Source organism: Pseudomonas sp. AS2.8 (assembly GCF_014190935.1).
Classification (GTDB): Bacteria; Pseudomonadota; Gammaproteobacteria; order Pseudomonadales; family Pseudomonadaceae; genus Chryseomonas.
Genome location: NZ_JACHVV010000001.1, coordinates 1133009 through 1154865 on the forward strand (window position 1 = coordinate 1133009; position 21857 = coordinate 1154865).

Below are 21857 nucleotides of genomic sequence, written 5' to 3' on the forward strand. Positions count from 1 at the left end.
AAGGCGTCCTCACCGGGTTTCGTTGAACAGCTCGCGGCCGATCAGCATGCGGCGGATCTCGCTGGTGCCGGCGCCGATCTCGTAGAGCTTGGCGTCGCGCAGCAGGCGGCCGGTGGGGTATTCGTTGATGTAGCCGTTGCCACCGAGGATCTGGATGGCTTCCAGGGCCATCTGGGTGGCCTTCTCGGCGGTGTAGAGGATCACCCCGGCGGCGTCCTTGCGGGTGGTCTCGCCGCGATCGCAGGCCTGGGCCACCGCATAGAGATAGGCGCGGCTGGCATTGAGGCCGGTGTAGAGATCGGCCACCTTGCCCTGGATCAGCTGGAATTCGCCGATGCTCTGGCCGAATTGCTTGCGGTCATGGACATAGGGCAGCACCACGTCCAGGCAGGCCTGCATGATGCCCACCGGGCCGCCGGCGAGGACCACCCGCTCGTAGTCCAGGCCGCTCATCAGCACTTTGACCCCGCCATTGACCTGGCCCAGCACGTTTTCTTCCGGCACCTCCACATCGTCGAAGAACAGCTCGCAGGTGTTGGAGCCGCGCATCCCCAGCTTGTCGAACTTGCTGCCGCGGCTGAAACCCTTCCAGTCGCGCTCGACGATGAAGGCGGTGATGCCGTGGGCCGCCTTTTCCGGTTCGGTCTTGGCATAGATGACGTAGGTGTGGGCATCGGGCCCGTTGGTGATCCAGGTCTTGCTGCCGTTGAGCACATAGCGATCGCCGCGGCGTTCGGCGCGCAACTTCATGGAGACCACGTCCGAGCCGGCATTGGGTTCGCTCATGGCCAGGGCGCCGACGTGCTCGCCGCTGACCAGTCCGGGCAGGTAGCGGGCCTTCTGCGCGGCGTTGCCGTTGCGGTGGATCTGGTTGACGCAGAGGTTTGAGTGGGCGCCATAGGACAGGGCCACCGAGGCCGAGCCGCGGCTAAGCTCTTCCATGGCCACCGCATGGGCCAGGTAGCCGAGTCCTGCGCCGCCGTATTCCTCGCCCACGGTGATGCCGAGCAGGCCCAGGTCACCGAAGGTGCGCCAGAGGTCCATGGGGAAGCTGTTGCTGGCATCGATCTCGCCCGCGCGGGGCGCCACCTCGCGGGCGACCAGGGTACGCACCTGGTCGCGCAGCAGGTCGAGGGTCTCGCCCAGGGCGAAGTTGAGACTCGGATAGCTCATGGGGTCACCTGTTGTCGGGATTGTCGGGTGCGAGCGGTGAGCCGATCGGGCGCGCACGGGGCGGCCGCCTGGTACGGCGCGGAGCGGAAAGGGACAGGGCGGGGCTGTGTCATCGGCCAGGCGCGGGCGTGGCGCGAAAGCGGCAGCCGGAAAGACGTCGGGCCGGGCGGCCGACGGCAGGGCAAGGGGGCGCACGGGGCGCGGGTGCGGAACGCGGGCGCCAGGGCGCACATGGTCCGTCCTCCTGTTCATTATTCTTGTCATGGCGACCGCGAGAGGAAGGCGGCGTGCCTATTCCCCTGAGTCTAGGAGGAGAAATGCGCTATCGTGAAACGATAAAAATAGAATCCAGGTATTGGAAAAGCAGATGGCAGTGCTCAAGGACATCTCGATGCGGCAGCTGCGCTACTTCGTCGCCGCCGCCGAGAACAGCCAGTTTTCCCTGGCCGCCAGCGCGGTCAACGTCAGCCAGTCGGCGGTCACCACGGCGGTCAGCCAGCTGGAGGCGCTGCTCGCCGTGCGGCTGTTCGAGCGCCTGCCCCACGGCGTCAAGCTCACCGCCGAGGGGCACCAGTTCTATCACCATGCCCGGCATGTCCTCGACACCCTGCAGGACGCCGTCAGCCAGCCGCTGTTCCAGCGTCATGCGCTGACCGGCCAGGCGCGCGTCGGCGCCTCCTATGCGGTGCTCGGCTACTACCTGCCGACCCTGCTCGCGCGCTTCAAGCGCAGCTATCCGCAGATCGACATCGACCTGCGCGACATGGACCGACCCAGCATCGAAGCCGGCATCACCGACGGTACCCTGGAGCTGGGCCTCACGGTCATCTCCAACGTCGACGCCACCCAGCCCTTCGAGCGCCACCTGCTGATGCGCTCGCCGCGCCAGCTCTGGCTGCCCAGCGCCCATCCGCTGCTGGCGCCGGAGCGCGTCACCCTGGCCGACATCGCTCCCTATCCCTACATCCTCGCCACGGTGGACGAAGGCGAGACCTCGACCCTGCGCTACTGGCGCGCGGCGGGCCTGGAACCCAACGTGGTGTTCAAGACCTCGTCCATGGAATCGCTGCGCGGCCTGGTGGCCCACGGCTTCGGCGTGACCATCCTCTCCGACATGCTCTATCGCGGCTGGTCGCTGGAAGGCCGCAAGCTGGAAGCCCGCCCGGTGGCCGATGCCATCCCGCCCATGGAGCTGGGCCTGATCTGGAGTCCCGAAGACCGCCTGAGCCCCGGGGCCCAGGCGTTTCGGCAATTCCTGGTGTCGGCGGCGGGCTAGCGGGGCGCGGCGCGCGCGCCCGCTGGCCGCTCAGCCCTTGGACTTCGCCGGATCCGCACTGCGCGGATAGGTGCGCTCTTCCTCGATGCGGCCATCACCGGTGTGGATCTTGACGCTGCCGGTCTTGCCGTCCATGAACTGCGCCGCCTGGTGGACGATGGCGTCCTTGGTCGAGGCCTTGAGCAGGGCGCGATCGCCATGCTCTTCCTTGAATTCCCAGCCGGTGTCGGTAGGTAGGATGTGGTAGTTCTGCATCTGGTCTCCCTGGGGCCCTGGGCCCGCGCCTGGTCTTGGGTTGCAGCTGTTTCGACCCGCTTTGGCTCAAGAACATTCGAGCGAAGCGGCCCCGGCCAGGCCAGGAACCAGGTCGCGCCACTCAGCCCTGCAGATAGACCACCTGGGTGTGAGTGTACTCATAGAGGCCGTGCTTGCCGTCGGCGCCGCCGATGCCGGACTTGCGCACCCCGGCGTGGTAGCCCTGCATGGCCTCGAAGTTTTCCCGGTTGATGTAGGTCTCGCCAAAATCGATTTCGCGCATGGCGTGCATGGCCTTGCCCAGGCTGCGGGTGTAGACGGAAGAGGTGAGTCCGTATTCGCAGTCGTTGGCCAGGGCGATGGCTTCGTCGAGATCGTCCACCACCTGGATCGGCAACACGGGGCCGAATATCTCCTCGCGCATGATCGGCATGTCCGCGCGACAGTCCGCCAGCACCGTGGGCTGGAAGTGGAAGCCGCGACCCAGGTCGGCGCGACGGCCACCGGTGACCAGGCGGGCGCCCTGGCCGAGGGCGACATCGACCTTGGCCGCCACCTTGTCGAGGCCGGCAGCGTTGATCAGCGGTCCCATCTCCACGTTGGTGTCGGCCTGGGGATCGCCATAGCGGGTAGCGGCCATGGCCCGGCCGATGCGCTCGATGAAGTCCTCGGCCACCGCGCGTTCCACATAGACCCGTTCGGCGCAGTTGCACACCTGCCCGGTGTTGATGATGCGCGAGTCACGGATCGCCCGGACCGCCAGGTCCAGGTCGGCATCGGCCAGGACGATGGCCGGCGCCTTGCCCCCCAGCTCCAGATTGAGCTTGGTCAGATTCGGCGCGGCAGCGGCCATGATCCGCGAGCCGGTGCCGACGCTGCCGGTAAAGCTGACCATGTCGATGCCGGCGTGGGCACTGAGCTGGCCCCCCACGGCGCCGGCGCCGCTGACCAGGTTGAACACCCCGGGCGGCAGATCCGTCTCGGCCACCAGGCGGGCGAATTCATGGGCATTGATCGGGGTTTCTTCGCTGGGCTTGATGACCATGGTGTTGCCGGTGAGCAGCGCCGGCGCCAGCTTGCGGGCGATCAGGAAGAAGGGGAAGTTCCAGGGCAGGATGCCGGCCACCACGCCCAGCGGCTTGCGCAGGAGAAAAATCTGCTCGTCGGGTCGGTCGCTGGTGATGATCTCGCCTTCGATGCGCCGTGCCCACTCGGCCATGTAGTCGAGGTAGTCGGCGGTGAAATTGACCTCCACCTCGGCCAGGCCGTGGATCTTGCCCTGTTCGGCGACAATCGTTTGGGCCAGGCGCGGTGCCTGCTCGCGCAGCTTGGCGGCGATGCGCCTGAGGTGGCCGGCGCGCTCGATGGCCGGTTTGCGGGCCCAGGCCTTTTGCGCGCGGCGGGCGGCGGCGATGGCCTGGTCGACGTCGTCGCGACCGGACGCCGGTACCCGGGCCAGGGCCTCGCCGGTGGCCGGATTGTGGACGAGAAAGTCCTCGGCGGCCGGCAGGAAACGGCCATCGATGTAGTTCTGGTAAAGAGGCAGATCGGCCATGGCGGACTCCGAGTCAGTAGGTGCGAGAGGGCGCCTGGGGCGCTTCGAGGGGGCGATAGCGGGCCAGGTTGGCCAGCGCCGCCTGGCGGAACAGGCTGATGTCGATGCCGACGGCGACGAACTGGCAACCCCAGTCGCGATAGCGTCGGGCATCGTCTTCCTGGGGCGCCAGGATCCCGGCCACCTTGCCGGCCGCGCGGGTGGCGTCGATGGCGGCGCGGATGCGCGCCTGCACCTCGGGGTGGCCCGGATTGCCGGCATGGCCCAGGCCGCTGGAGAGATCGGCCGGACCGACGAAGACGGCGTCCACGCCGTCCACCGCGGCGATCTCGGCGACGTTGTCGCTGCCCAGCCGCGATTCCACCTGGACGATCAGGCACAGCTCGGTATGGGCGGTGTGCAGGTAGTCGGGTACCGCGTCCCAGCGGGTGGCGCGGGCCAGGCCGCCGCCAACGCCGCGAATGCCGTGGGGGGGATAGCGCATGGCCTGCACCAGGGCGCGGGCCTGGTCGGCGGTCTCCACCATGGGCACCATCAGCGTCTGCACGCCGATGTCCAGCAACTGCTTGATCAGCACCGCGTCACCGGTGACGCAGCGCACCACCGGCGCCGTGGGGTAGGGCGCCACCGCCTGCAACTGGGCGAGGATGCTCGGCACCGTGTTGGGCGCGTGCTCGCCGTCGATCAGCAGCCAGTCGTAGCCGGTGCCGGCGGCGATCTCGGCGGCATAGCCGGTGGCGAATCCGGCCCAGAGGCCATAGAGGGTATCGCTGCCCGTGAGGCGGGCCTTGAAGGGATTGAGTGGCAGGTCCATGACGGTGGTCTCCAAAGGGAATCAGGAAGGGGTGTCGGGCAGGCGCACCAGCAGGCCATAGCTCAGGGCGCCGGCCACCGCGACCGCGGCGGCGATGCCGAGGGCGAGGCCGAAGGAGCCGGTCTGCTGGACGATCATGCCGGTGATGACCGGGGCGAAGGCGCCACCGAAGTAGCCACCGAAGTTCTGGATGCTGGCCAGCGAGGCCACCTGGTGCGAGGGCACGGCGACGCTCACCAGCGACCAGGTGCCGGCCACCGCCACATTGAGGCTGAACAGCGCCAGGCTGAAGCAGAGGATGACGCTGCCGATGCCGGTCACCCCGGCGCTGCACAGGGCGAACAGCCCGGCCGCGGCCAGACCGCCGCAGATCGGCAGCTTGCGACTGAAGGCAAGGCTGCGCCCGCTGCGGGTCAGGCGATCCACCAGCAGGCCACCGCCGATCACGCCACAGGCGCCGGCCAGGAACGGCAGGCTGGCGACCCAGCCGGCCTGGGACAGGGACAGGTGATGGACCCGTTCCAGGTAGGCCGGTAGCCAGGTCAGGAACAGCGACAGCATGTAGATGATGCCCACGTAGCCGATCACCACGCCCCAGGTCAGGCGGCGGCGGAACAACCCCAGCCAGTCGGCGAAGGTCAGCCGCTGGCCGGCGTCCTGGGGGGGTAGCCCGGCATCCAGGTGCGCCCGCTCCGCGGCGTCCAGCACCACCTGCACCCGATCGCGATAGCTCAGGTACCAGAGCGCCGCTACCAGAACGCCGAGCACGCCCATGGCGATGAACATCTGCCGCCAGCCCAGCCACAGCAGCAGGGCAGTGAGGATCGGCTGGGAGATCGCCGGCCCCAGCGAGGAGGAGAGGTTGAAGATGCCGGAGGGCAGGCCGCGCTCGCGCACGTTGAACCATTCGCTGACCACCTTGGCTCCGGCGGGGAATTGCGGCGCCTCACCGATGCCCAGGCCGACGCGGGCCAGGATCATCAGGTGCAGGCTGCCGAGCAGCCCGAGCACGCCCTGGGCGAGCGACCACAGGCAGATGCCCAGACCCAGGGTCAGGCGCGCGCCGAAGCGATCCAGCAGGCCGCCAATGGGCAGCTGGGCGAAGGCATAGGCCCAGGCGAAGGCCGACAGCAGCAGGCCCATCTCGGTCGGCGTGAAGCCCAATTCGCCGCTGATGGTCTGGTTGGCGATGGCCAGGGTACTGCGGTCCAGGTAGTTAACGAAGCCCGCCAGCACCAGCAGCGCCAGGGCGATCACCTGGACCCGCTTGAGGCGAGCGCTCTTGGGTGGCAGCGGCGTCGCCGCGGGGCGTGCATCCGCCACGGGTGCCGCCAGGGTGTCTTGGGTCGCTTTCATCCAGCCCTCCGGGGCAACGCCTCAGTGGCGATAGGGACGTTCCAGGGCGCACTCCGGATTGAGGCGCACGCCGAAGCCGGGCCGATCCAGCGCCGAGGCGCGCATGCGGCCGCGCACCGGAACGGGTTCGTCGAGCAACTGCGGATGGAACATGGGGACCACCTCGTCGGCCTTGGGCGCCATCATCAGGAACTCGGCGAAGGGACTGTTGGTGCGGGTGATGACGAAGTGGTAGCTGTAGACCGAGGAGCCGTGGGGTACCACCAGGGCGTTGTGGGCATCGGCCAGGGCCGAGATGCGGATCAGCTCGGTGAGGCCGCCGCACCAGCCGACGTCCGGCTGGAGGATGTCGCAGCAACCCATCTCCAGCAGCAGGCGGAAGCCCCAGCGGGTGGCCTCGTGCTCGCCGGTGGTCACCAGCATGCCCTTCGGCACATTGCGCCTGAGTTCGGCATAGCCCCAGTAGTCGTCCGGCGGCAGCGCCTCCTCGATCCACTTGAGGCCGAATTGCTGGGCGCCCTGGGCCAGGCGGGTGGCGTAGTTGAGGTCCAGGCTCATCCAGCAGTCGAGCATCAGCCAGAAGTCGTCGCCGACCCGCTCGCGCATGGTCGCCAGGGCCTCCAGGTTCTTGCGCAGGCCTTCCTCGCCTTCGGCCGGGCCATGCTGCAGCGGCAGCTTGCCGCCGATGAAGCCCATCTCTTTGGCCAGGTCCGGCCGGGCGCCGGTGGCATAGAACTGCAATTCGTCACGCACGGCGCCGCCGAGCAGCTGGTGCACCGGCTCCTGGCGCAGCTTGCCGAGCAGGTCCCAGAGCGCGAGATCCACCCCGGAAATGGTGTTGAGCACGATGCCCTTGCGCCCGTAATAGAGGGTGGAGAGGTACATCTGGTCCCAGATCTTTTCCAGGTCGGTGACCTTGGCCCCCTCCAGGAAGCGCGCCAGGTGCCGCTCGACGATGAAGGCACCCAGCTCGCCGCCGGTGGTGACGGCGAAACCCACGGTGCCGTCGCTGGCCTCGACTTCCACCACCAGGGTGCCCAGCACATTGATGCCAAAGCTGCGGCGACTCTGGCGGTATTCTGGGTACTTGGCCATGGGCGTGGCGATGTGGTCGTCGATCCAGTGGCCGTCGCCCTGGTCGTGGTAGTCGGCGCCGCCGCCGCGAAGGGTGTAGGCGCGCACCTGCTTGATGGTGGGTAGGGTCATGGCGAAGCTCCCTTAATGACTGGGCGTGAGCTGGGGTTGGGGATCGGCCTGGTCGCGGCGGCGCAGGCCGAGGATCAGGGCGGCGGCCACCAGGGTGGTGCCGGCGAGCAGATAGAGGCCGGCGCCGGGGTGGGCGAAGGTCACCTCGGCCCAGCGCTTGGCGAGGGGCGCGATGAAGCCGCCGATGGCGCCGCAGGTATTGATCAGGGCGATGCCGCCCGCGGCGGCGCTGCCGCGCAACTGGTCGGACGGAAAGGTCCAGAACAGCGGCTGCACGGCGATGAAGCCGGCGGCGGCAAAGCACAGGGCGATCAGCGCATAGAGCGGCGAGAAGGTCACCGATGCAGCGATGCCGAGGCCGGAGATGGCCAGGGTGGCGGCGGCGGTGCGACGGCGTTCGCCGGTGCGATCCGACCAGCTGGGGATCAGCCAGGCGGCGAGCAGGGCGCAGACCCAGGGGATCGCCGAGACCAGGCCGACCAGCAGCCCGACCTTCTGTCCGAGCAGCCCGGCCACCTGGGTCGGCAGATAGAAGACCACGCCATAGACGCTGGCCTGGATCAGCAGGTAGATGCTGCACAGCAGCAGGATGCGCGGCTGCCCGAGCAGGCGCAGCAGCCCGCCATGGTGCGGCTTGGCGGCGTCCTCGGCGTCCAGCGCCTGTTGCAGCGCCTGCTTTTCCGCGTCGCTCAGCCAGCGGGCATCGCGCGGCCGGTTGTCCAGGTAGAACCAGGCCCAGACACCGACCAGGCTGGCCAGCACCCCTTCGACCAGGAACATCCACTGCCAGCCCTGCAGACCGCCGAAGCCGTCGAATTCCAGCAGCAGGCCCGACAGTGGACTGCCGAAGATGAAGGCCAGGGGCGCGCCGAAGTAGAAAAAGCCCAGTGCCCGGGCGCGGTAGCGCGAGGGGAACCAGTAGGTGAGGTAGAGGATGACGCCGGGGAAGAAGCCGGCTTCGGCCACCCCGAGCAGGAAGCGCAGCACATAGAAGGCCGTCGCCGTGTGGGCGAACATCATGGCGGCGGAGATCAGGCCCCAGCTCACCATGATCCGACACATCCACAGCCGGGCGCCGACGCGGTGCATGATCAGATTGCTGGGGATCTCGAGAAAGGCGTAGCCGACGAAGAAGACGCCGGCACCAAAGGCGAAGGCCGCGTCGGAGATGCCGGTATCGGCCTGGAAGGCGACCTTGGCGAAACCCACGTTGGCCCGGTCGAGAAAGGCCATGACGTACATCAGCAGCAGGAAGGGCAGCAGGCGCCGGGTGACCTTGGCGACCAGCCCCGGTGACAGGGTGGTGTGCATGGCGATCTCTCTTGTTGTTGTGATTCGGCCACGGCTCAAGGTAGTCGCAGTTGCAATGCCTGGATAATCGCTTTTTGTTTAGGACCGATACCCTTAAGGTATCGGTACGCGTCAGCAGCCTGGCCAGAGCCGTCGAGCCCGGCTGGACGCCTCCGCCCGCGTCTCCAGGATTCCGCCGATGAACGCTTCGCCCCATGCCCGCGCGCTGTTCGGTCGGCTGCGCTACAAGCACCTGCTGATGCTGGTGACCCTGGCCGGTACCCGCAATCTGCACCGCGCCGCGGAAGCCCTGCACATGTCGCAGCCGGCCACCACGCGGATGCTGCAGGACGTGGAGGAGGCCTTTGGCTGCGTGCTGTTCGAGCGTCAGGCGCGGGGTCTGACGCCCACGGCGCTGGGCGTGGAGATCATCGAATTCGCCCGCCGTGCGCTCAATGGCCTGGATCGCTGCGCCGAAGACCTCGATGCGCGTCGCGCCGGCGGTTACGGGCATCTGGCGGTGGGCGCCATCATGGGCGCCTTGCCCGATCTGGTGGTGCGGGCCATCGCCGAGAGCAAGGCGTGCCAACCCGGCCTGCAGTTGCGCATCCTCGGCGACACCAGCGACCAGCTCACCGAACTGCTCGAACAGGAGCGGATCGATGTGGCCATCGCCCGTTTCACCCAGCCGGCCGACCTCGGTCGCTTCACCTTCGAGCCGCTGGGCAACGAGCACCTGGCGGTGGTGGTGCGCACCGGACATCCCCTGACCGGGCGCGCCGTGCCGGATCTGGCCGAACTGGTCGAGGACTGGCCCTGGATCCTGCAACCGGAAGCCAGTCCGGCGCGGGTCGCGCTGGAGGCGGCCTTTGTCCGGCACTCGCTACCGCCGCCCGCGGACATCATCGAATGCGGCTCGGTATTCGCCATGCTGCAACTGGTGCAGATCACCGACGCCATCCTGGTGCTGACCGAGGCCGTGGTCCGGGATCACCTGCGTACCGGGCTGCTGGTGCGGCTCGATCTGGAGATCACCGAACCCCTGACGCCCTTCGGGATCCTGCTGCGCACCGGCCAGGTACCCAGCGCGGCGCTGGAGGGCTTTCTCGGCCTGCTCAGACGGCAGGCCGCGGGCACCACGGTCTGAGCACCGCCCTCGCTGGCGCCGCCGCCCCTGCATGGCGAGAAATATTTTTTCTGCCCCTGTTGTTTCTTCCCTGATAAATCAGTATCTTAGCGGCCGCTGGTGCAGAGAACCCCGCTGAACGGGTTCTCGTTAAGTACCAGCAGGATGCCGCAAGGCTTCCATGCGCAGCGGTAGTTCAGTCGGTTAGAATACCGGCCTGTCACGCCGGGGGTCGCGGGTTCGAGTCCCGTCCGCTGCGCCACATACCACTCGCGAGCTCTGCCTCGCGGGTAACGAAAGAAGCGGCCCTTGCGGCCGCTTTTTTTCGTCCTGCACTTTTGTCGCCAAGTCTTGCCGCCGGGAAACCCCAACGCTTCGGTAGCCTCCAATGGCTATCATCGATGCGCGGGAGTGGCCATGAAGATCGCCTGTCTGGGTTGGGGTTCGTTGATCTGGAAGGCGGCGGAATTGCCGGTCGCCTCGGACTGGTTCGCCGACGGACCCTGGTTGCCCATCGAATTCGCCCGGGAGGGCGACAGCGGCGAGTTGGCCACGGTCATCTGCGAGGGCGTGGCCGAGGTCCAGGTGCTCTGGGCCTATCTCGCGGTCGACACCCTGGAAGAGGCGCGCGAGGCCTTGCGTGAGCGCGAGGGGGTACCGCGGGAGCAGCCCGCGTGCATCGGCAGCTGGCCGAGCGGGCCGCAGTCGCCGTTCCAGCAGCGCATCGCCGCCTGGGCCGCGGAGCAGGGTATCGACGCCGTGGTCTGGACCGCCTTGCCGCCGCGCAGCGGTGGCCTCAATCAGCGCATGCCTACGGCGGAACAGGCGCTCGACTACCTGCGCAAACTCGACCACGAGCGGCAGGCGCATGCGCGAGACTATATTCGCCGGACGCCGGTGGCCATAGACACCGAATACCGGCGGATAATAGCGCGGACGTTCAACTGGCAGCCCGTGCCCGAGGCGCAGCTGGATCTGGATGCTTCAGCCTGAGGGGCATGCCAGAGCGTCTGGCAAAGTCCAAGCCTGCAAGTTTTGCCAACTTCTGCATGATTATGCAGTTGCGTTGAGCGTTCTTACTTGGCTCGCTTTTCTTCGGTGGGTTCGGTTACTACCGGGTTACTTGCGAAGAGGCTTATCAAGACCTTGTTGGCGCCAATTCTCCGGCTTGGCTTAAGGTTTTCTTAATATTCAAACTTGCCGTCGCGCAAAGTGCCTTCTATTTTTTCAAAAGGATTACGTGTCACTGGCATCCGGGGCATCAATCCTTTATCTTCGCGGGCATCTTTCGCTCGCGGGCGAAGTTTCCAGCAGCCTTTTCAGATTGTCGCCAGGAGTGTCCATGTCCCGTCTCGCCGAATTCCGTGCTGCCGAAGAGCAACTTCGCGCTCAATTGCAACTGCTCGAAGATCTCAAGCAAGACAGTTCCCTGCAGAAAGAAATCGAATTCGAAAGTAAGCTCCAGGCCCTGATGGATGAATACCACATGAACCTGGGCGATATCATCGGCATCCTGGATCCCAACGCTGCCCCCAAGCACAAGGCGCAGACGCCGCATCCGGAAAAGCCGGCTGGCAAGCGTCGTCCGCGCAGCACCAAGCGCTATCAGCATCCCAAGACCGGCGAAATCATCGAAACCAAGGGCGGCAACCACAAGTTGCTGAAAGCCTGGAAAGCCGAACACGGCGCCGATACCGTGGAAGGCTGGCTGCAGTAACGCCTTGCCCGGATTGCGGTCGGTAGCTGCGCAAGGCAGACCTACCGACCGAAATCCTTTTCCCGCGACCGCACTCTCGGCACATCCCGTAATCTCGCCACGTTCAAGCCCATATTAGGAACGATGGTTTTCCGGCCGCCTTTCAAACTGCGGCGACCATCGCATTCATCGTATCTTTCAACCGCCCGCGCGCTCACGAGGAAGGTCAAAACCGGCCTGACTTATGCCGACGGCCAAGGGCGGGATGATAACGGGAAGGCGGCCTGTTTCCGCACTCGATAAGCGGCATTCAACCCGGGGTGGCTAACCTTCGATGCGCAGGCGATAACCCACGCCGGGTTCCGTGACGATATAGCGCGGCGCCAGCGGATCGTCTGCCAACTTCTGCCGCAGATGGCCAATCACGATGCGCAGATAATGACTGTCCTGCGCATGGGTCGGGCCCCAGATATCGATCAGCAATTGCCGCTGGGTCACCACCCGTCCCGGATGGTGGGCGAGGGCGGCCAGCACGGCGTATTCCTTGCGCGTCAGGGCCACTTCGCTGCCGCCCAGCGTGACCCGCCGATAGGCGAAATCCACTCGCAGATCGCCAACCTCCAGCGCCGCCACCTGCTGGGTCGCCGTGGCCGGGGTCTGTCGCAGCAGGGCGCGACTGCGGGCGAGGAATTCCTGGATACCGAAGGGCTTGGTCACGTAGTCGTTGGCGCCGGCATCCAGGGCGCGGACCTTCTCGCGTTCGTCCGCCCGCACCGACAGCACCAGCACCGGCACCGCGGACCACTCGCGCAATTCGACCAGCACCTCCTGGCCGTCACGATCGGGCAGGCCCAGGTCGAGGATGACCAGGTCCGGCTGGCCGAGCGCCGCCTGGGCCAGGCCTTCGGTGCCGGTGGCGGCTTCGCTGACCTGGTAGCCCTGGGCCGCCAGGCTGATGCGCAGGAATTTGCGGATCTGGGGTTCATCGTCGATGACGAGGACGTGAGCGGGCATCTGGGCGGGTTCCACACGAGAGGGCGTCATCATAGCCGCTGCGGCTGTCGGGTGGCCTGGCCTTATGCGGCCGGAGGGGCGGGCAATGGCAGGTGCATGCGCATCGTGGTGCCACGACCGTCGAGGCCGTCTTCCACGCTGACCCGTCCGCCATGGGCGCCGACCATGCCCTGGCAGATCGCCAGACCCAGACCGGTCCCCTGGCCGCCCCGATCGCCACGCGCCGCGGTATAGAACATGTCGAAGATCCGCGTGCGGTCCTCGGGCGGAATGCCCGGGCCCTCGTCGGCCACGGCCAGCTGCAGTTCATTGCCCTGGCGCAGCAGGCTGATCTCCAACCGCCCGCCGGGTGCGGAGAAGCGGATGGCATTCTCCAGCACATTGACCAGCGCCTGTTCGATCAGCGCCGGATGAACCCAGAGCAGCGGCAGGCCCGGTTCGATCCGATTGGCTACCTGCAAGCCGCTCAGCAGCGGCTGCAGGCGCTGCAGGGCGCTGGCCAGGATGTCACCGGGGTCGACCCAGTCCCGCGCCAGCTGCAGGCTGCCGTGGCCGAGGCGGGTCATGTCCAGCAGATTCTGGATATAGCGATCGAGGCGTTCGGCCTCCTGGCGGGTGGCGTCCAGCAACTCCTGGCGATCGCTGGCGGGAATGGCCTCGCCCAGGGTGGCCAGGGCATCGATGGAGCCGCGCATCACCGTCAGCGGCGTGCGCAGGTCGTGGGACACCGAGGCGAGCAGGGCGCTGCGCAGCTGTTCGGTCTCGCCGTGCAGGCGCGCGGCTTCGAGATCCTCGCTGAGACGCACCCGCGCCAGGGCCTGGGCCAGCGGCTGCGCCAGGCTGGCCAGCTGGCGCCGCTCGGCGTGGTCCAGGGGCTGGGCATCGTCGCGCCGTACGCCCAGCACGGCCAGGCTGCCACCCTCGCCGAGCAGCGGCCACCACCACCAGTTACCGGAGGGCAGGGTGTCGGTGCCGCGACCGGCCGGCTTTTCCTGCTTCCAGGCCCATTCGGCGGCGATGCGTTCACTGTCGGCCAGGCTCTGCTCGCCCGGTTGGCTCACCAGCTGCCCCGTCTTTTCCGGCAGCAGCAGGCAGACGTGGCGCGTGGCGTCGCCCAGCTGCTTGAGCGTGACGCTGACCACCGCCTGGCGATCGCTGGCGGCGCTCAGCTGGCGGGTGAAGTCCAGCAGCGCCAAGGTCTCGCGCTGGGTCCGGCGCAGCGCCTGCAGCTGACGCCGCTGGCGGGCGGCCAGGTCACCGGTGAGCAGGGCCATCAACAGGAAGAAGGCCAGGGTGAGGACGTCCTGCTCGCGGTTGATGGTCAGCGAGAAGGCCGGCGGGATGAACAGGAAATCGTAGGCGAGAAAGCCCAGCAGGGCGCAGAACAGCGCCGGCCCGCGACTGCTGCGGACCGCCACCAGCAGCACGGCGGCCAGAAAGATCAGCGAGATATTGGGCAGTTCCAGCAGTCCGGACAGCCCCTCGGCGATGGCCGCGGCCACGCCGGTCGCGAGAACGGCGGCGCCATAGGGACCGGGCCTGATCGCCCGGCGCGGCCGAGCGGCGGGCGGGGCGTCGCGATCCAGGTCGAGGATGGCGATCTCCAGCCCCTGGGCCAGGCGCAGCAGGCGACTGGCCAGGCGCCGCCGCAGGCTGAAGCCGCGCGGACGGCCACGGCCGATCAGCAGCACGCTGGCGCGCTGGTCGCGGGCATGGCGGACCAGGGCGCGGGCCGGATCGCTGTCTCTCAGGGTCAGCACCTCGCCGCCCAGCCGTTCGGCCAGCCGCTGGCTGGCCTGCAGGTTGGCGCGGGCGGCGTCGTCCAGCGGCTGGCCGGTGTCGACGTGGACCAGGGTCCAGGGCAGGTGGCGCTGGTCGGCGAGGCGGCTGGCATGGCGCACCAGGCGCTCCGCCGAAGGCGCGGTGCCGGCGCCGACGATCAGGCGGCCCAGCAGCGGCGGAGCGGCCTGGCCCTGCTGGCGGTATCTCAGGGCGAGCGCCGAATCCACCTGGGCGGCGGCGGTGCGCATGGCCAGCTCGCGCAGGGCGGTGAGATTGGTCTGGCTGAAAAAGGCATCGATGGCCGCGCGCGCCTGCTCGGGCACATAGACCTTGCCCTCGCGCAGCCGCTCCAGCAACTCCCGGGGCGGCAGGTCGATGAGCACCAGGTCATCGGCATCGAGCAGCACCTGGTCCGGCACCGTCTCGCGCACCTGGACGCCGGTGATGTCGCGCACCTCGTCGTTGAGGCTTTCCAAGTGCTGGACATTGACCGTGGTGTAGACGTTGATGCCGGCGGCGAGCAGGTCTGCGACGTCCTGCCAGCGCTTGGCATGGCGACTGCCGGGGGCGTTGCTGTGGGCGAGTTCGTCGACCAGCACCAGTTCCGGCGGATCGGCCAGCAGGCCTTCCAGATCCAGTTCGGTGAGCTTGAGGCCGCGGTGCTCGACCCGCCGTAGTGGTTGCTGCGGCAGGCCGGCGAGGAGGGCGGCGGTCTCCCGTCGCCCATGGGTTTCGACGATCCCGGCGCGCACCCGGCGGCCCTGGCGCAGGGCGGTCTGGGCCGCCTGCAGCATGGCGTAGGTCTTGCCTACGCCAGGCGCCGCTCCCAGGAAGACCTTGAGGCGGCCACGGCCTTCGCGGTGTTCGGCGAGCAGCGCCTCGGCGCGCCCGGTGCTGTCGGTCATGGAGCCAGTTCCGCCAGGGCCAGATTGAGAAGCAGGACATTAACCGTTGCCGGACCGAAGCGCGAGCTGCGCGTCTGCTCGTTCACCAGGGCTTCCAGGCGCTCCGGTGCCAGGCCGCGCGCGGCCGCGACACGGGCGATCTGATAGCGGGCGCCGGCTGGGCTGAGGTCGGGGTCGAGGCCGCTGGCGGAGGTGGTCACCAGCTCCTGGGGCACCGGGCCCTGGCCGTCCACCTGGATGTCGGGCAGCGTCTTCTCGATCCGCTCGCGCAGCCCCGGCGCCGACTGGGCCAGGTTGCTGGCGCTGCTGGAGACGGTGGCGTAGTCGCCGGCCGAGGGGCGCGGCTGGAACCACTCGGGGCCGGTGAATTTCTGCGCGATCAGGCGCGAGCCGACCACGCTGCCGTCGGCGCGCTGGATCAGGCTGCCGCCGGCCTGGTCGGCGAACAGCACCTGGCCGAGCACCGTCACCAGCAGGGGGTAGGCGCCCCCGGTCAGGGCGCTGAGCAGCAGGAGCATCAGCAGGGCGGAACGCAATTGCATGAGCATGGCGGTCTCCTCAGACCAGACCCAGGGCGCCGAGCGCCAGGTCGATAGCTTTGATGCCGACGAAGGGCACGGCGATGCCGCCCAGCCCATAGATCAGCAGGTTGCGGCGCAACAGGGCGGCGGCGCTGGCGGCCTTGACCCGGACCCCGCGCAGCGCCAGGGGAATCAGCGCGACGATGATCAGGGCGTTGAACACGATGGCCGAGAGGATGGCGCTCTGCGGACTGGCCAGGTGCATCACGTTGAGCACGTTCAGCTGCGGATAGATGCCGGCGAACAGCGCCGGCAGGATGGCGAAGTACTTGGCCACGTCGTTGGCCACCGAGAAGGTGGTCAGGGCGCCGCGGGTCACCAGCAGTTCCTTGCCCACCTGCACCACGTCGAGCAGCTTGGTGGGGTCGGAATCCAGGTCCACCAGGTTGGCGGCCTCGCGGGCGGCCTGGGTGCCGTCGTTCATCGCCATGCCGACATCGGCCTGGGCCAGCGCCGGGGCGTCGTTGGCGCCGTCCCCGCACATGGCCACCAGCTTGCCCTCGGCCTGTTCGCTGCGGATGCGTTCCAGCTTCTTCTCGGGCGTGGCTTCGGCGATGACATCGTCCACCCCGGCTTCGGCGGCGATGGCCGTGGCGGTCAGGGGGTTGTCGCCGGTCACCATCACGGTGCGGATGCCCAGGGTACGCAGCTCGGCGAAGCGCTCGCGGATGCCCGGCTTGACCACGTCCTTGAGGTGGATGGCGCCGAGCAGGCGGCCCTCGCCGCAGACCAGCAGCGGGGTGCCGCCGCTCTTGGCGATGGTCTCGATCTCCCGGGCCAGCACCTCCGGCAGGTCGGCGCGGGTCTGGCCGAGAAACATCAGCACGGCGTCCACCGCACCCTTGCGATACTCGCGGCCCTGCCAGTCGATGCCCGACAGGCGCGTCTCGGCGCTGAAGGGAATGGCCGCGACCTGGGCGCGCGGCGGCTCTTCCAGCGGGTGCAGGTTGCGCAGGTATTCCACCACCGAGCGGCCTTCCGGGGTCTCGTCGGCCAGGGAGGCATAGAGGGCGCCCTCGGCCAGGGCCTTGGGGGTGATGCCCTGGGCCGCGTACAGGGCGCTGCAGCGGCGATTGCCGAAGGTGATGGTGCCGGTCTTGTCCAGCAGCAGGGTGTGAACGTCACCGGCGGCTTCCACGGCGCGCCCCGAGGTGGCGATCACGTTCAGCCGCACCAGGCGATCCATGCCGGCGATGCCGATGGCCGAGAGCAGGCCGCCGATGGTGGTGGGGATCAGGGTCACCAGCAGCGCCACCAGGAACAGCAGCGGCAGCTCGCCACCGGCCAGGGCGGCAAAGGGCTGCAGGGTCACCACCACCAGCAGGAAGATCAGCGTCAGGCCGATCAGCAGGATGTCCAGGGCGACCTCGTTGGGGGTCTTCTGGCGCTTGGCGCCCTCGACTAGCGCGATCATCCGGTCCAGGGTCGATTCGCCGGGGTTGGCGGTGATGCGCACCCGGATCCAGTCCGACACCACCCGGGTATTGCCGGTCACCGCCGAGCGATCGCCGCCGGACTCACGGATCACCGGCGCCGATTCCCCGGTGATGGCCGCCTCGTTGACCGCGGCCACGCCTTCGATGATCTCGCCGTCACCGGGGATCAGCTCGCCGGCTTCCACCCGCACGATCTGGCCCTTGCGCAGGGAGCTGGCCGGCACCATCAGGTGCTCGCCGTTTTCCTCCAGGCGGGCGGCCAGGTTCTGGCCGATGCCCTTGAGGCTGTCGGCGCGCGCCTTGCCGCGCCCCTCGGCGAGAGCTTCGGCGAAGTTGGCGAACAGCAGGGTGAACCACAGCCAGAGAGTGATCTGCACTGCCACCCCGGTGCTCACGCCATTGTCCGGCGCCAGGCACAGCAGGGTGGAGAACAGCGCGGTGATCTCCACCACGAACATCACCGGCGAGCGGATCTGCTGGCGCGGGTCGAGCTTGACGAAGGCCTGCCGCAGCGCCTGGCGCCAGAGGGTGCCAGGGGTAGGAGTGGGCAGGGTGTGGGTCTGGGCATCCATTTCAGCGGACTCCGAACAGTTGCAGATGGTCGGCGATCGGCCCCAGGGCGAGCGTCGGCAGGAAGGTCAGGCCGCCCACCAGCAGCAGGGTGATCACCAGCAGGGTGACGAACAGCGGGCCGTGGGTGGGGAAGCTGTTGGGGCCGAGCGGCACGGGTCGCTTGGCGGCCAGGCTGCCGGCGATGGCCAGGACCGGCAGGATATAGCCGAAGCGACCGATCAGCAGGGCCAGGCTCAGCATCAGGTTGTGGAAGGGCGTGTTGGCGCTGAAGCCGCCAAAGGCCGAGCCGTTGTTGGCCGTGGCCGAGGTATAGGCATAGAGCAGCTGGCTGAAGCCATGGGGACCCGTGGCGGCGATCCCGGCGACGCCGGCCGGGACGCTGGCGGCGATGGCGCCCAGCACCAGCACGCCCAGCGGCATGACCAGCAGGGTCGCCACCAGCAGCCGCACCTCGGGGGCTTCCAGCTTCTTGCCCAGGTATTCCGGGGTACGACCCACCATCAGGCCGGCGATGAAGACAGCGATCAGCACATTGAGCAGCATGCCGTAGAGACCGGCGCCGACGCCGCCGAAGATCACCTCGCCGAGCATCATGTTGAACAGGGCGATCAGCCCGGTCAGGGGGGCCAGGCTGTCATGCATGGCGTTCACCGAGCCGTTGGAGGCGGCCGTGGTCACCGTTGCCCAGAGCGCCGAGGCGGTACCGCCGAAGCGGGTCTCCAGGCCTTCCAGGGACGCCCCCTGGGTGATCGCCAGGCCGACCAGCGCGGGGTTGGCGTGATTCTGGGCGCCAATGGCGACAGCGCCTCCGACCACCAGCAGGCCGAACATGGCGGCGAAGATCGCCCAGCTCTGCCGCCGATCCTTGACGTAGTGGCCAAAGCTGAACACCAGGGCCGCCGGAATCATGAGGATGGCCGACAGCTCCAGCAGATCGCTCAGCGCCGTGGGGTTCTCGAAGGGGTGCGCCGAGTTGACGCCAAAGAAGCCGCCGCCGTTGGTGCCCAGCTGCTTGATGGCGATCTGGCTGGCGGCCGGGCCCAGCGGCAGGGCCTGGCTGGCGCCTTGCAGGGTGGTGGCGTCGACATAGGCGGCGAAGGTCTGGGGCACGCCCTGCCAGATCAGCAGCAGCGCCAGGGGTACGCACAACGGCAGCAGCACATAGAAGGTGGCGCGGAACAGATCGACCCAGAAGTTGCCGATCTCCTGGGCGCTGCGGCGGGTGATGCCGCGGGCCAGGGCGGCGAGTACGGCTACGCCCACTGCGGCGCTGACGAAGTTCTGCACGCCCAGGCCGACCATCTGGCTGAAATAGCTCAGCGAGGCTTCGCCGCTATAGGCCTGCCAATTGGTGTTGGTGACGAAACTGATGGCGGTGTTCAGCGCCAGGGTCCATTCCAGGCCGGGCAGATGCTGCGGATTCAACGGCAGACTGCCCTGCAGCACGAGGATGGCGAACAGCAGCCCGATGCCCAGCCCATTGAACAGCACCAGGGCGATGGCATAGGTGCGCCAGTCCTGGCCGCGGCCATCGGTGCCCACCACCTTGAGGGTCAGGCGCTCCAAGGGCCCGCCGACAAAGGTCAGCCAGGTCCGCTCACCTTCCAGCGCGCGGTAGAAGTAGCGCCCCAGGAAGGGCGCGGGAAGAAAGGTCAGGGCCAGGAAGGCCAGAATCAGGAACGCGGCTTGGCTGTCCATGCCGCCTCCCTAGGACCGGCCGGCGCGTAGCAGCGCCGCCAGCAGATAGACGAACAGACCCAGTGCCAGGAGCAGGGCCAGAAGATTCCAGGGGGTCATCACGAGTTCTCCAGAGACGGCCGTTGCCGCGTGGAGAAATTGTCGGGAGGAGGGGCGTAAAGAAGCGAGGCGGGGAGCGGTGGCGGGGCGTAAAGAAAGCGTTAAATCGGCCCCGCCCGCCAGTGCTGGCGGGGCCTTGCGACTATTGCTTGGGCGCGGCCTGCTGTTCTTCCTTGGCCTTCTTGTTGGCCTCGTGGTGACCGATGGCGCAGCCTGCGGCGGCACCGGCAACGCCGTGACCGCCGGCAACATGGCCCGCGGCGCCGCCGACCACGGCGCCCTTGACGCAACCGGCGGCGAAGGTGGCTTGACTGGCGCCCAGCAGCAGAGCAGACAGGGCAAGGGTAGGCAGGAGCTTCATGGTGGCGACCTCTCGTGGGTGCGAAGTAATGTCCTGTAACAATTGACCTGGCGAGGCGCCGGGGGTTCGCCGCCTGTGCAAATCTTGTCGTGGACAAGCCGCACGCCAGAGCCTGCCAGGCGACAGGCTAAGTGTGGGGCGCCTGGTGCAGCACGGCCCAGAAGGCCGGTTTCGGCCGCTGCTGGTGATCGAACAACAGCGGCTGGTCGTCACCCGGTACGCCCGGCGGATTGTTCAGATAGCTGTGGTCGTCGGCCACACCCCACCAGGTCACGGCGCTCACCTCGGGATGCCTCAGGACCATGGCCATGAGGTCGCGATAGCGTTCGGCCTGCAGGTCCAGGCGCTGCGGCAGACCGAGTGCGGGATGGTAGTCGTGGTGCTGGTAGAGACTCATGTCCAACTCGGTGATCTGGTTTTCCAGTCCGAGACGGGCGAAGGTGGTGAGCGACTGATCGATGGCCGCCACGGATGGCCAGTAGATACTGATATGGGTCTGGTGGCCGACGCCCTGCACCGGCACGCCCTCGGCCAGCAGGCCCTTGACCACCCGCGCCAGGCAGTCGCGCTTGGCCGGTTCCTGGGTGTTGAAATCATTGATGAACAGGCGCGCCTGGGGATCGGCGGCATGGGCGGCGCGAAAGGCCACGGCGAGGTAGTCCGGACCGACCACCTGCAGCCAGCGATCGTCACGCAGGCAACTGGACTGACTGGGGTCTATGGCCTCGTTGACCACGTCCCAGGCATAGACCCGCCCGCGGTAGTGGCCGACCACCGTGGCGATATGCGCTCGCAGGCGCTGCAGCACCTGCTCGCGGGTGGCCGGCTGGCCATCGGCACCCTGCCAGAACCAGTCCGGGGTATGGCTGCCCCAGAGCAGCGTATGGCCGCGCACCGCCAGGCCGTGCTGTTCGGCGAAGGCGACGAGGGCATCGGCTGGCGCGAAGACATAGCGGTCTTCCTGGGGATGAATGCGCAGGGGCTTCATGGCGTTTTCCGCCACCAGACTGCTGAATTGCCGGGCCAGCAGCGCCCCGTCGGCAGCCGCGAGTTGCTCGGGCTCGACGGCCGCGCCGATTTTCAGGCGGGCGCCATAGGCCGCCGCCAGGGAGCGCGTGGCGGTCGGCTCCGCGGCCAGGGCACCGGCATTCCAAAGACCCAGAGCCACCAGCAGGGCGAGCAGAGCGCGCGGCATCGGGATGACCTCCCAGCAATCGGTAGTGGGTGGCGGGCGGCCGATCAGCCATGGGTGTGCGGCGACTCTTCCTTGGCCTTCGCCGCCAGGTGGTGGCCGATGACGCAACCGGCCACCGCACCGGCGATGGCATGGTGACCGGCGACATGCCCGGCCATTCCGCCGACCACGGCGCCCTTGATGCAACCCGCCGCCAGGCTCGCCTGGCTGAGGCCGAGCAGGGAGACCGACAGGATGACGACCGCAAGACGTTTCATGGCAGGTACCCGAGGCGTGATGGAGCGCCGAAGGTAACGGCACCTGGGTTAACAGGTGCTTAAGGCGCGTGCCCGTGCCGCCAGCCGCGTAGCGTGGAAAACGGCGCAGCCTTTTCCACCGACAGCCACCAGCACATCGCTTTGGTCTCCCGCGTGGACAAGCTTCGCCTTGTCCACGCTACGGAAACCCCCATAAAAAAACCGCCCCG

20 protein-coding genes and 1 tRNA gene are annotated in these 21857 nt (G+C 67.9%); 5 read left to right on the forward strand and 16 right to left on the reverse strand.

Annotated elements, in window-relative coordinates; all coding sequences use genetic code 11:
* Positions 1-9: 9 nt before the first annotated feature.
* Positions 10-1173, reverse strand: coding sequence for an isovaleryl-CoA dehydrogenase (locus tag FHR73_RS05130; RefSeq protein WP_183629861.1), 1164 nt, complete (start codon positions 1171-1173; stop codon positions 10-12).
* A 367-nt stretch (positions 1174-1540) separates the two neighbouring features.
* Between FHR73_RS05130 and FHR73_RS05135 the strand changes: the two genes are divergently transcribed.
* Positions 1541-2449 carry a LysR family transcriptional regulator gene (locus FHR73_RS05135; RefSeq protein ID WP_183629862.1) on the forward strand — a complete coding sequence of 303 codons (909 nt, stop codon included), beginning with the start codon at positions 1541-1543 and terminating at the stop codon, positions 2447-2449.
* A 30-nt stretch (positions 2450-2479) separates the two neighbouring features.
* Here FHR73_RS05135 and FHR73_RS05140 read toward each other — a convergent pair whose 3' ends face one another.
* The 6 genes from FHR73_RS05140 to FHR73_RS05165 form a co-directional block, all read right to left on the reverse strand.
* Positions 2480-2704 carry a DUF2188 domain-containing protein gene (locus FHR73_RS05140; RefSeq protein ID WP_183629863.1) on the reverse strand — a complete coding sequence of 75 codons (225 nt, stop codon included), beginning with the start codon at positions 2702-2704 and terminating at the stop codon, positions 2480-2482.
* Between the two features lie 121 nt (positions 2705-2825).
* Entirely contained in the window at positions 2826-4259 is a 1434-nt protein-coding gene (gene aldA, locus FHR73_RS05145; protein WP_183629864.1) for an aldehyde dehydrogenase, read from the reverse strand.
* A gap of 13 nt (positions 4260-4272) precedes the next feature.
* Positions 4273-5073: an aldolase/citrate lyase family protein gene (locus tag FHR73_RS05150; RefSeq protein ID WP_183629865.1), complete on the reverse strand. Its 801-nt coding sequence runs from the start codon at positions 5071-5073 to the stop codon at positions 4273-4275.
* A 21-nt stretch (positions 5074-5094) separates the two neighbouring features.
* Positions 5095-6429 (reverse strand): MFS transporter, encoded by a 1335-nt coding sequence (locus FHR73_RS05155; RefSeq protein ID WP_183629866.1) that lies wholly within the window; start codon positions 6427-6429, stop codon positions 5095-5097.
* A 21-nt stretch (positions 6430-6450) separates the two neighbouring features.
* Complete coding sequence (gene rhmD, locus FHR73_RS05160) at positions 6451-7635, reverse strand: L-rhamnonate dehydratase (protein WP_183629867.1); 1185 nt, start codon at positions 7633-7635, stop codon at positions 6451-6453.
* Positions 7636-7647: 12 nt separating this feature from the next.
* Complete coding sequence (locus FHR73_RS05165) at positions 7648-8946, reverse strand: MFS transporter (RefSeq protein WP_183629868.1); 1299 nt, start codon at positions 8944-8946, stop codon at positions 7648-7650.
* A gap of 178 nt (positions 8947-9124) precedes the next feature.
* On the opposite strand from FHR73_RS05165, the gene FHR73_RS05170 reads away from it, so the two are divergent.
* The 4 genes from FHR73_RS05170 to FHR73_RS05185 all read left to right on the forward strand — a co-directional run bounded on the left by FHR73_RS05170 (position 9125) and on the right by FHR73_RS05185 (position 11768).
* Positions 9125-10072, forward strand: a complete 948-nt coding sequence (locus FHR73_RS05170) for a LysR family transcriptional regulator (RefSeq protein ID WP_183629869.1) — start codon at positions 9125-9127, stop codon at positions 10070-10072.
* Positions 10073-10236: 164 nt separating this feature from the next.
* Positions 10237-10313 (forward strand) — tRNA-Asp (locus FHR73_RS05175).
* A 155-nt stretch (positions 10314-10468) separates the two neighbouring features.
* On the forward strand, positions 10469-11044 hold the full coding sequence (locus FHR73_RS05180) for a hypothetical protein (RefSeq protein WP_183629870.1): 576 nt from the start codon (positions 10469-10471) through the stop codon (positions 11042-11044).
* Between the two features lie 349 nt (positions 11045-11393).
* Positions 11394-11768, forward strand: a complete 375-nt coding sequence (locus FHR73_RS05185; protein WP_007158514.1) for a histone-like nucleoid-structuring protein, MvaT/MvaU family — start codon at positions 11394-11396, stop codon at positions 11766-11768.
* Positions 11769-12071: 303 nt separating this feature from the next.
* On the opposite strand, the gene FHR73_RS05190 is transcribed toward FHR73_RS05185, so the two are convergent.
* The 9 genes from FHR73_RS05190 to FHR73_RS05230 all read right to left on the reverse strand — a co-directional run bounded on the left by FHR73_RS05190 (position 12072) and on the right by FHR73_RS05230 (position 21648).
* Positions 12072-12761, reverse strand: a complete 690-nt coding sequence (locus tag FHR73_RS05190; protein WP_183629871.1) for a response regulator — start codon at positions 12759-12761, stop codon at positions 12072-12074.
* Positions 12762-12823: 62 nt separating this feature from the next.
* A complete protein-coding gene (locus FHR73_RS05195) occupies positions 12824-15448 on the reverse strand; it encodes a sensor histidine kinase KdpD (protein WP_183629872.1) in 2625 nt (874 codons plus the stop codon).
* A complete protein-coding gene (gene kdpC / locus FHR73_RS05200; protein WP_183629873.1) occupies positions 15445-15996 on the reverse strand; it encodes a potassium-transporting ATPase subunit KdpC in 552 nt (183 codons plus the stop codon). The genes FHR73_RS05195 and kdpC overlap by 4 nt, the downstream gene beginning before the upstream one ends.
* 10 nt (positions 15997-16006) lie before the next feature.
* Positions 16007-18037, reverse strand: a complete 2031-nt coding sequence (gene kdpB, locus FHR73_RS05205) for a potassium-transporting ATPase subunit KdpB (protein WP_183629874.1) — start codon at positions 18035-18037, stop codon at positions 16007-16009.
* Position 18038: 1 nt separating this feature from the next.
* Entirely contained in the window at positions 18039-19736 is a 1698-nt protein-coding gene (kdpA, locus tag FHR73_RS05210) for a potassium-transporting ATPase subunit KdpA (protein ID WP_183629875.1), read from the reverse strand.
* Positions 19737-19745: 9 nt separating this feature from the next.
* Positions 19746-19835, reverse strand: a complete 90-nt coding sequence (locus FHR73_RS05215) for a potassium-transporting ATPase subunit F (protein WP_017640468.1) — start codon at positions 19833-19835, stop codon at positions 19746-19748.
* A gap of 142 nt (positions 19836-19977) precedes the next feature.
* A complete protein-coding gene (locus tag FHR73_RS05220; protein ID WP_027602181.1) occupies positions 19978-20196 on the reverse strand; it encodes a hypothetical protein in 219 nt (72 codons plus the stop codon).
* Positions 20197-20323: 127 nt separating this feature from the next.
* Positions 20324-21391 (reverse strand): endo-1,4-beta-xylanase, encoded by a 1068-nt coding sequence (locus FHR73_RS05225; RefSeq protein ID WP_183629876.1) that lies wholly within the window; start codon positions 21389-21391, stop codon positions 20324-20326.
* Positions 21392-21435: 44 nt separating this feature from the next.
* Positions 21436-21648: a hypothetical protein gene (locus tag FHR73_RS05230; protein ID WP_183629877.1), complete on the reverse strand. Its 213-nt coding sequence runs from the start codon at positions 21646-21648 to the stop codon at positions 21436-21438.
* Positions 21649-21857 lie beyond the last annotated feature (209 nt).

Bases quoted from the DNA above. Each gene is read 5' to 3' on its own strand.
- FHR73_RS05195 (WP_183629872.1), bottom strand. From the start codon at position 15,448: ATGACCGACAGCACCGGGCGCGCCGAGGCGCTGCTCGCCGAACACCGC.
- aldA (WP_183629864.1), bottom strand. From the start codon at position 4,259: ATGGCCGATCTGCCTCTTTACCAGAACTACATCGATGGCCGTTTCCTG.
- FHR73_RS05185 (WP_007158514.1), top strand. From the start codon at position 11,394: ATGTCCCGTCTCGCCGAATTCCGTGCTGCCGAAGAGCAACTTCGCGCT.
- kdpA (WP_183629875.1), bottom strand. From the start codon at position 19,736: ATGGACAGCCAAGCCGCGTTCCTGATTCTGGCCTTCCTGGCCCTGACC.
- FHR73_RS05170 (WP_183629869.1), top strand. From the start codon at position 9,125: ATGAACGCTTCGCCCCATGCCCGCGCGCTGTTCGGTCGGCTGCGCTAC.
- kdpB (WP_183629874.1), bottom strand. From the start codon at position 18,037: ATGGATGCCCAGACCCACACCCTGCCCACTCCTACCCCTGGCACCCTC.
- FHR73_RS05155 (WP_183629866.1), bottom strand. From the start codon at position 6,429: ATGAAAGCGACCCAAGACACCCTGGCGGCACCCGTGGCGGATGCACGC.
- FHR73_RS05140 (WP_183629863.1), bottom strand. From the start codon at position 2,704: ATGCAGAACTACCACATCCTACCTACCGACACCGGCTGGGAATTCAAG.
- FHR73_RS05230 (WP_183629877.1), bottom strand. From the start codon at position 21,648: ATGAAACGTCTTGCGGTCGTCATCCTGTCGGTCTCCCTGCTCGGCCTC.
- FHR73_RS05225 (WP_183629876.1), bottom strand. From the start codon at position 21,391: ATGCCGCGCGCTCTGCTCGCCCTGCTGGTGGCTCTGGGTCTTTGGAAT.
- kdpC (WP_183629873.1), bottom strand. From the start codon at position 15,996: ATGCTCATGCAATTGCGTTCCGCCCTGCTGATGCTCCTGCTGCTCAGC.
- FHR73_RS05215 (WP_017640468.1), bottom strand. From the start codon at position 19,835: ATGACCCCCTGGAATCTTCTGGCCCTGCTCCTGGCACTGGGTCTGTTC.
- FHR73_RS05130 (WP_183629861.1), bottom strand. From the start codon at position 1,173: ATGAGCTATCCGAGTCTCAACTTCGCCCTGGGCGAGACCCTCGACCTG.
- FHR73_RS05180 (WP_183629870.1), top strand. From the start codon at position 10,469: ATGAAGATCGCCTGTCTGGGTTGGGGTTCGTTGATCTGGAAGGCGGCG.
- FHR73_RS05135 (WP_183629862.1), top strand. From the start codon at position 1,541: ATGGCAGTGCTCAAGGACATCTCGATGCGGCAGCTGCGCTACTTCGTC.
- FHR73_RS05165 (WP_183629868.1), bottom strand. From the start codon at position 8,946: ATGCACACCACCCTGTCACCGGGGCTGGTCGCCAAGGTCACCCGGCGC.
- FHR73_RS05190 (WP_183629871.1), bottom strand. From the start codon at position 12,761: ATGCCCGCTCACGTCCTCGTCATCGACGATGAACCCCAGATCCGCAAA.
- FHR73_RS05150 (WP_183629865.1), bottom strand. From the start codon at position 5,073: ATGGACCTGCCACTCAATCCCTTCAAGGCCCGCCTCACGGGCAGCGAT.
- FHR73_RS05220 (WP_027602181.1), bottom strand. From the start codon at position 20,196: ATGAAGCTCCTGCCTACCCTTGCCCTGTCTGCTCTGCTGCTGGGCGCC.
- rhmD (WP_183629867.1), bottom strand. From the start codon at position 7,635: ATGACCCTACCCACCATCAAGCAGGTGCGCGCCTACACCCTTCGCGGC.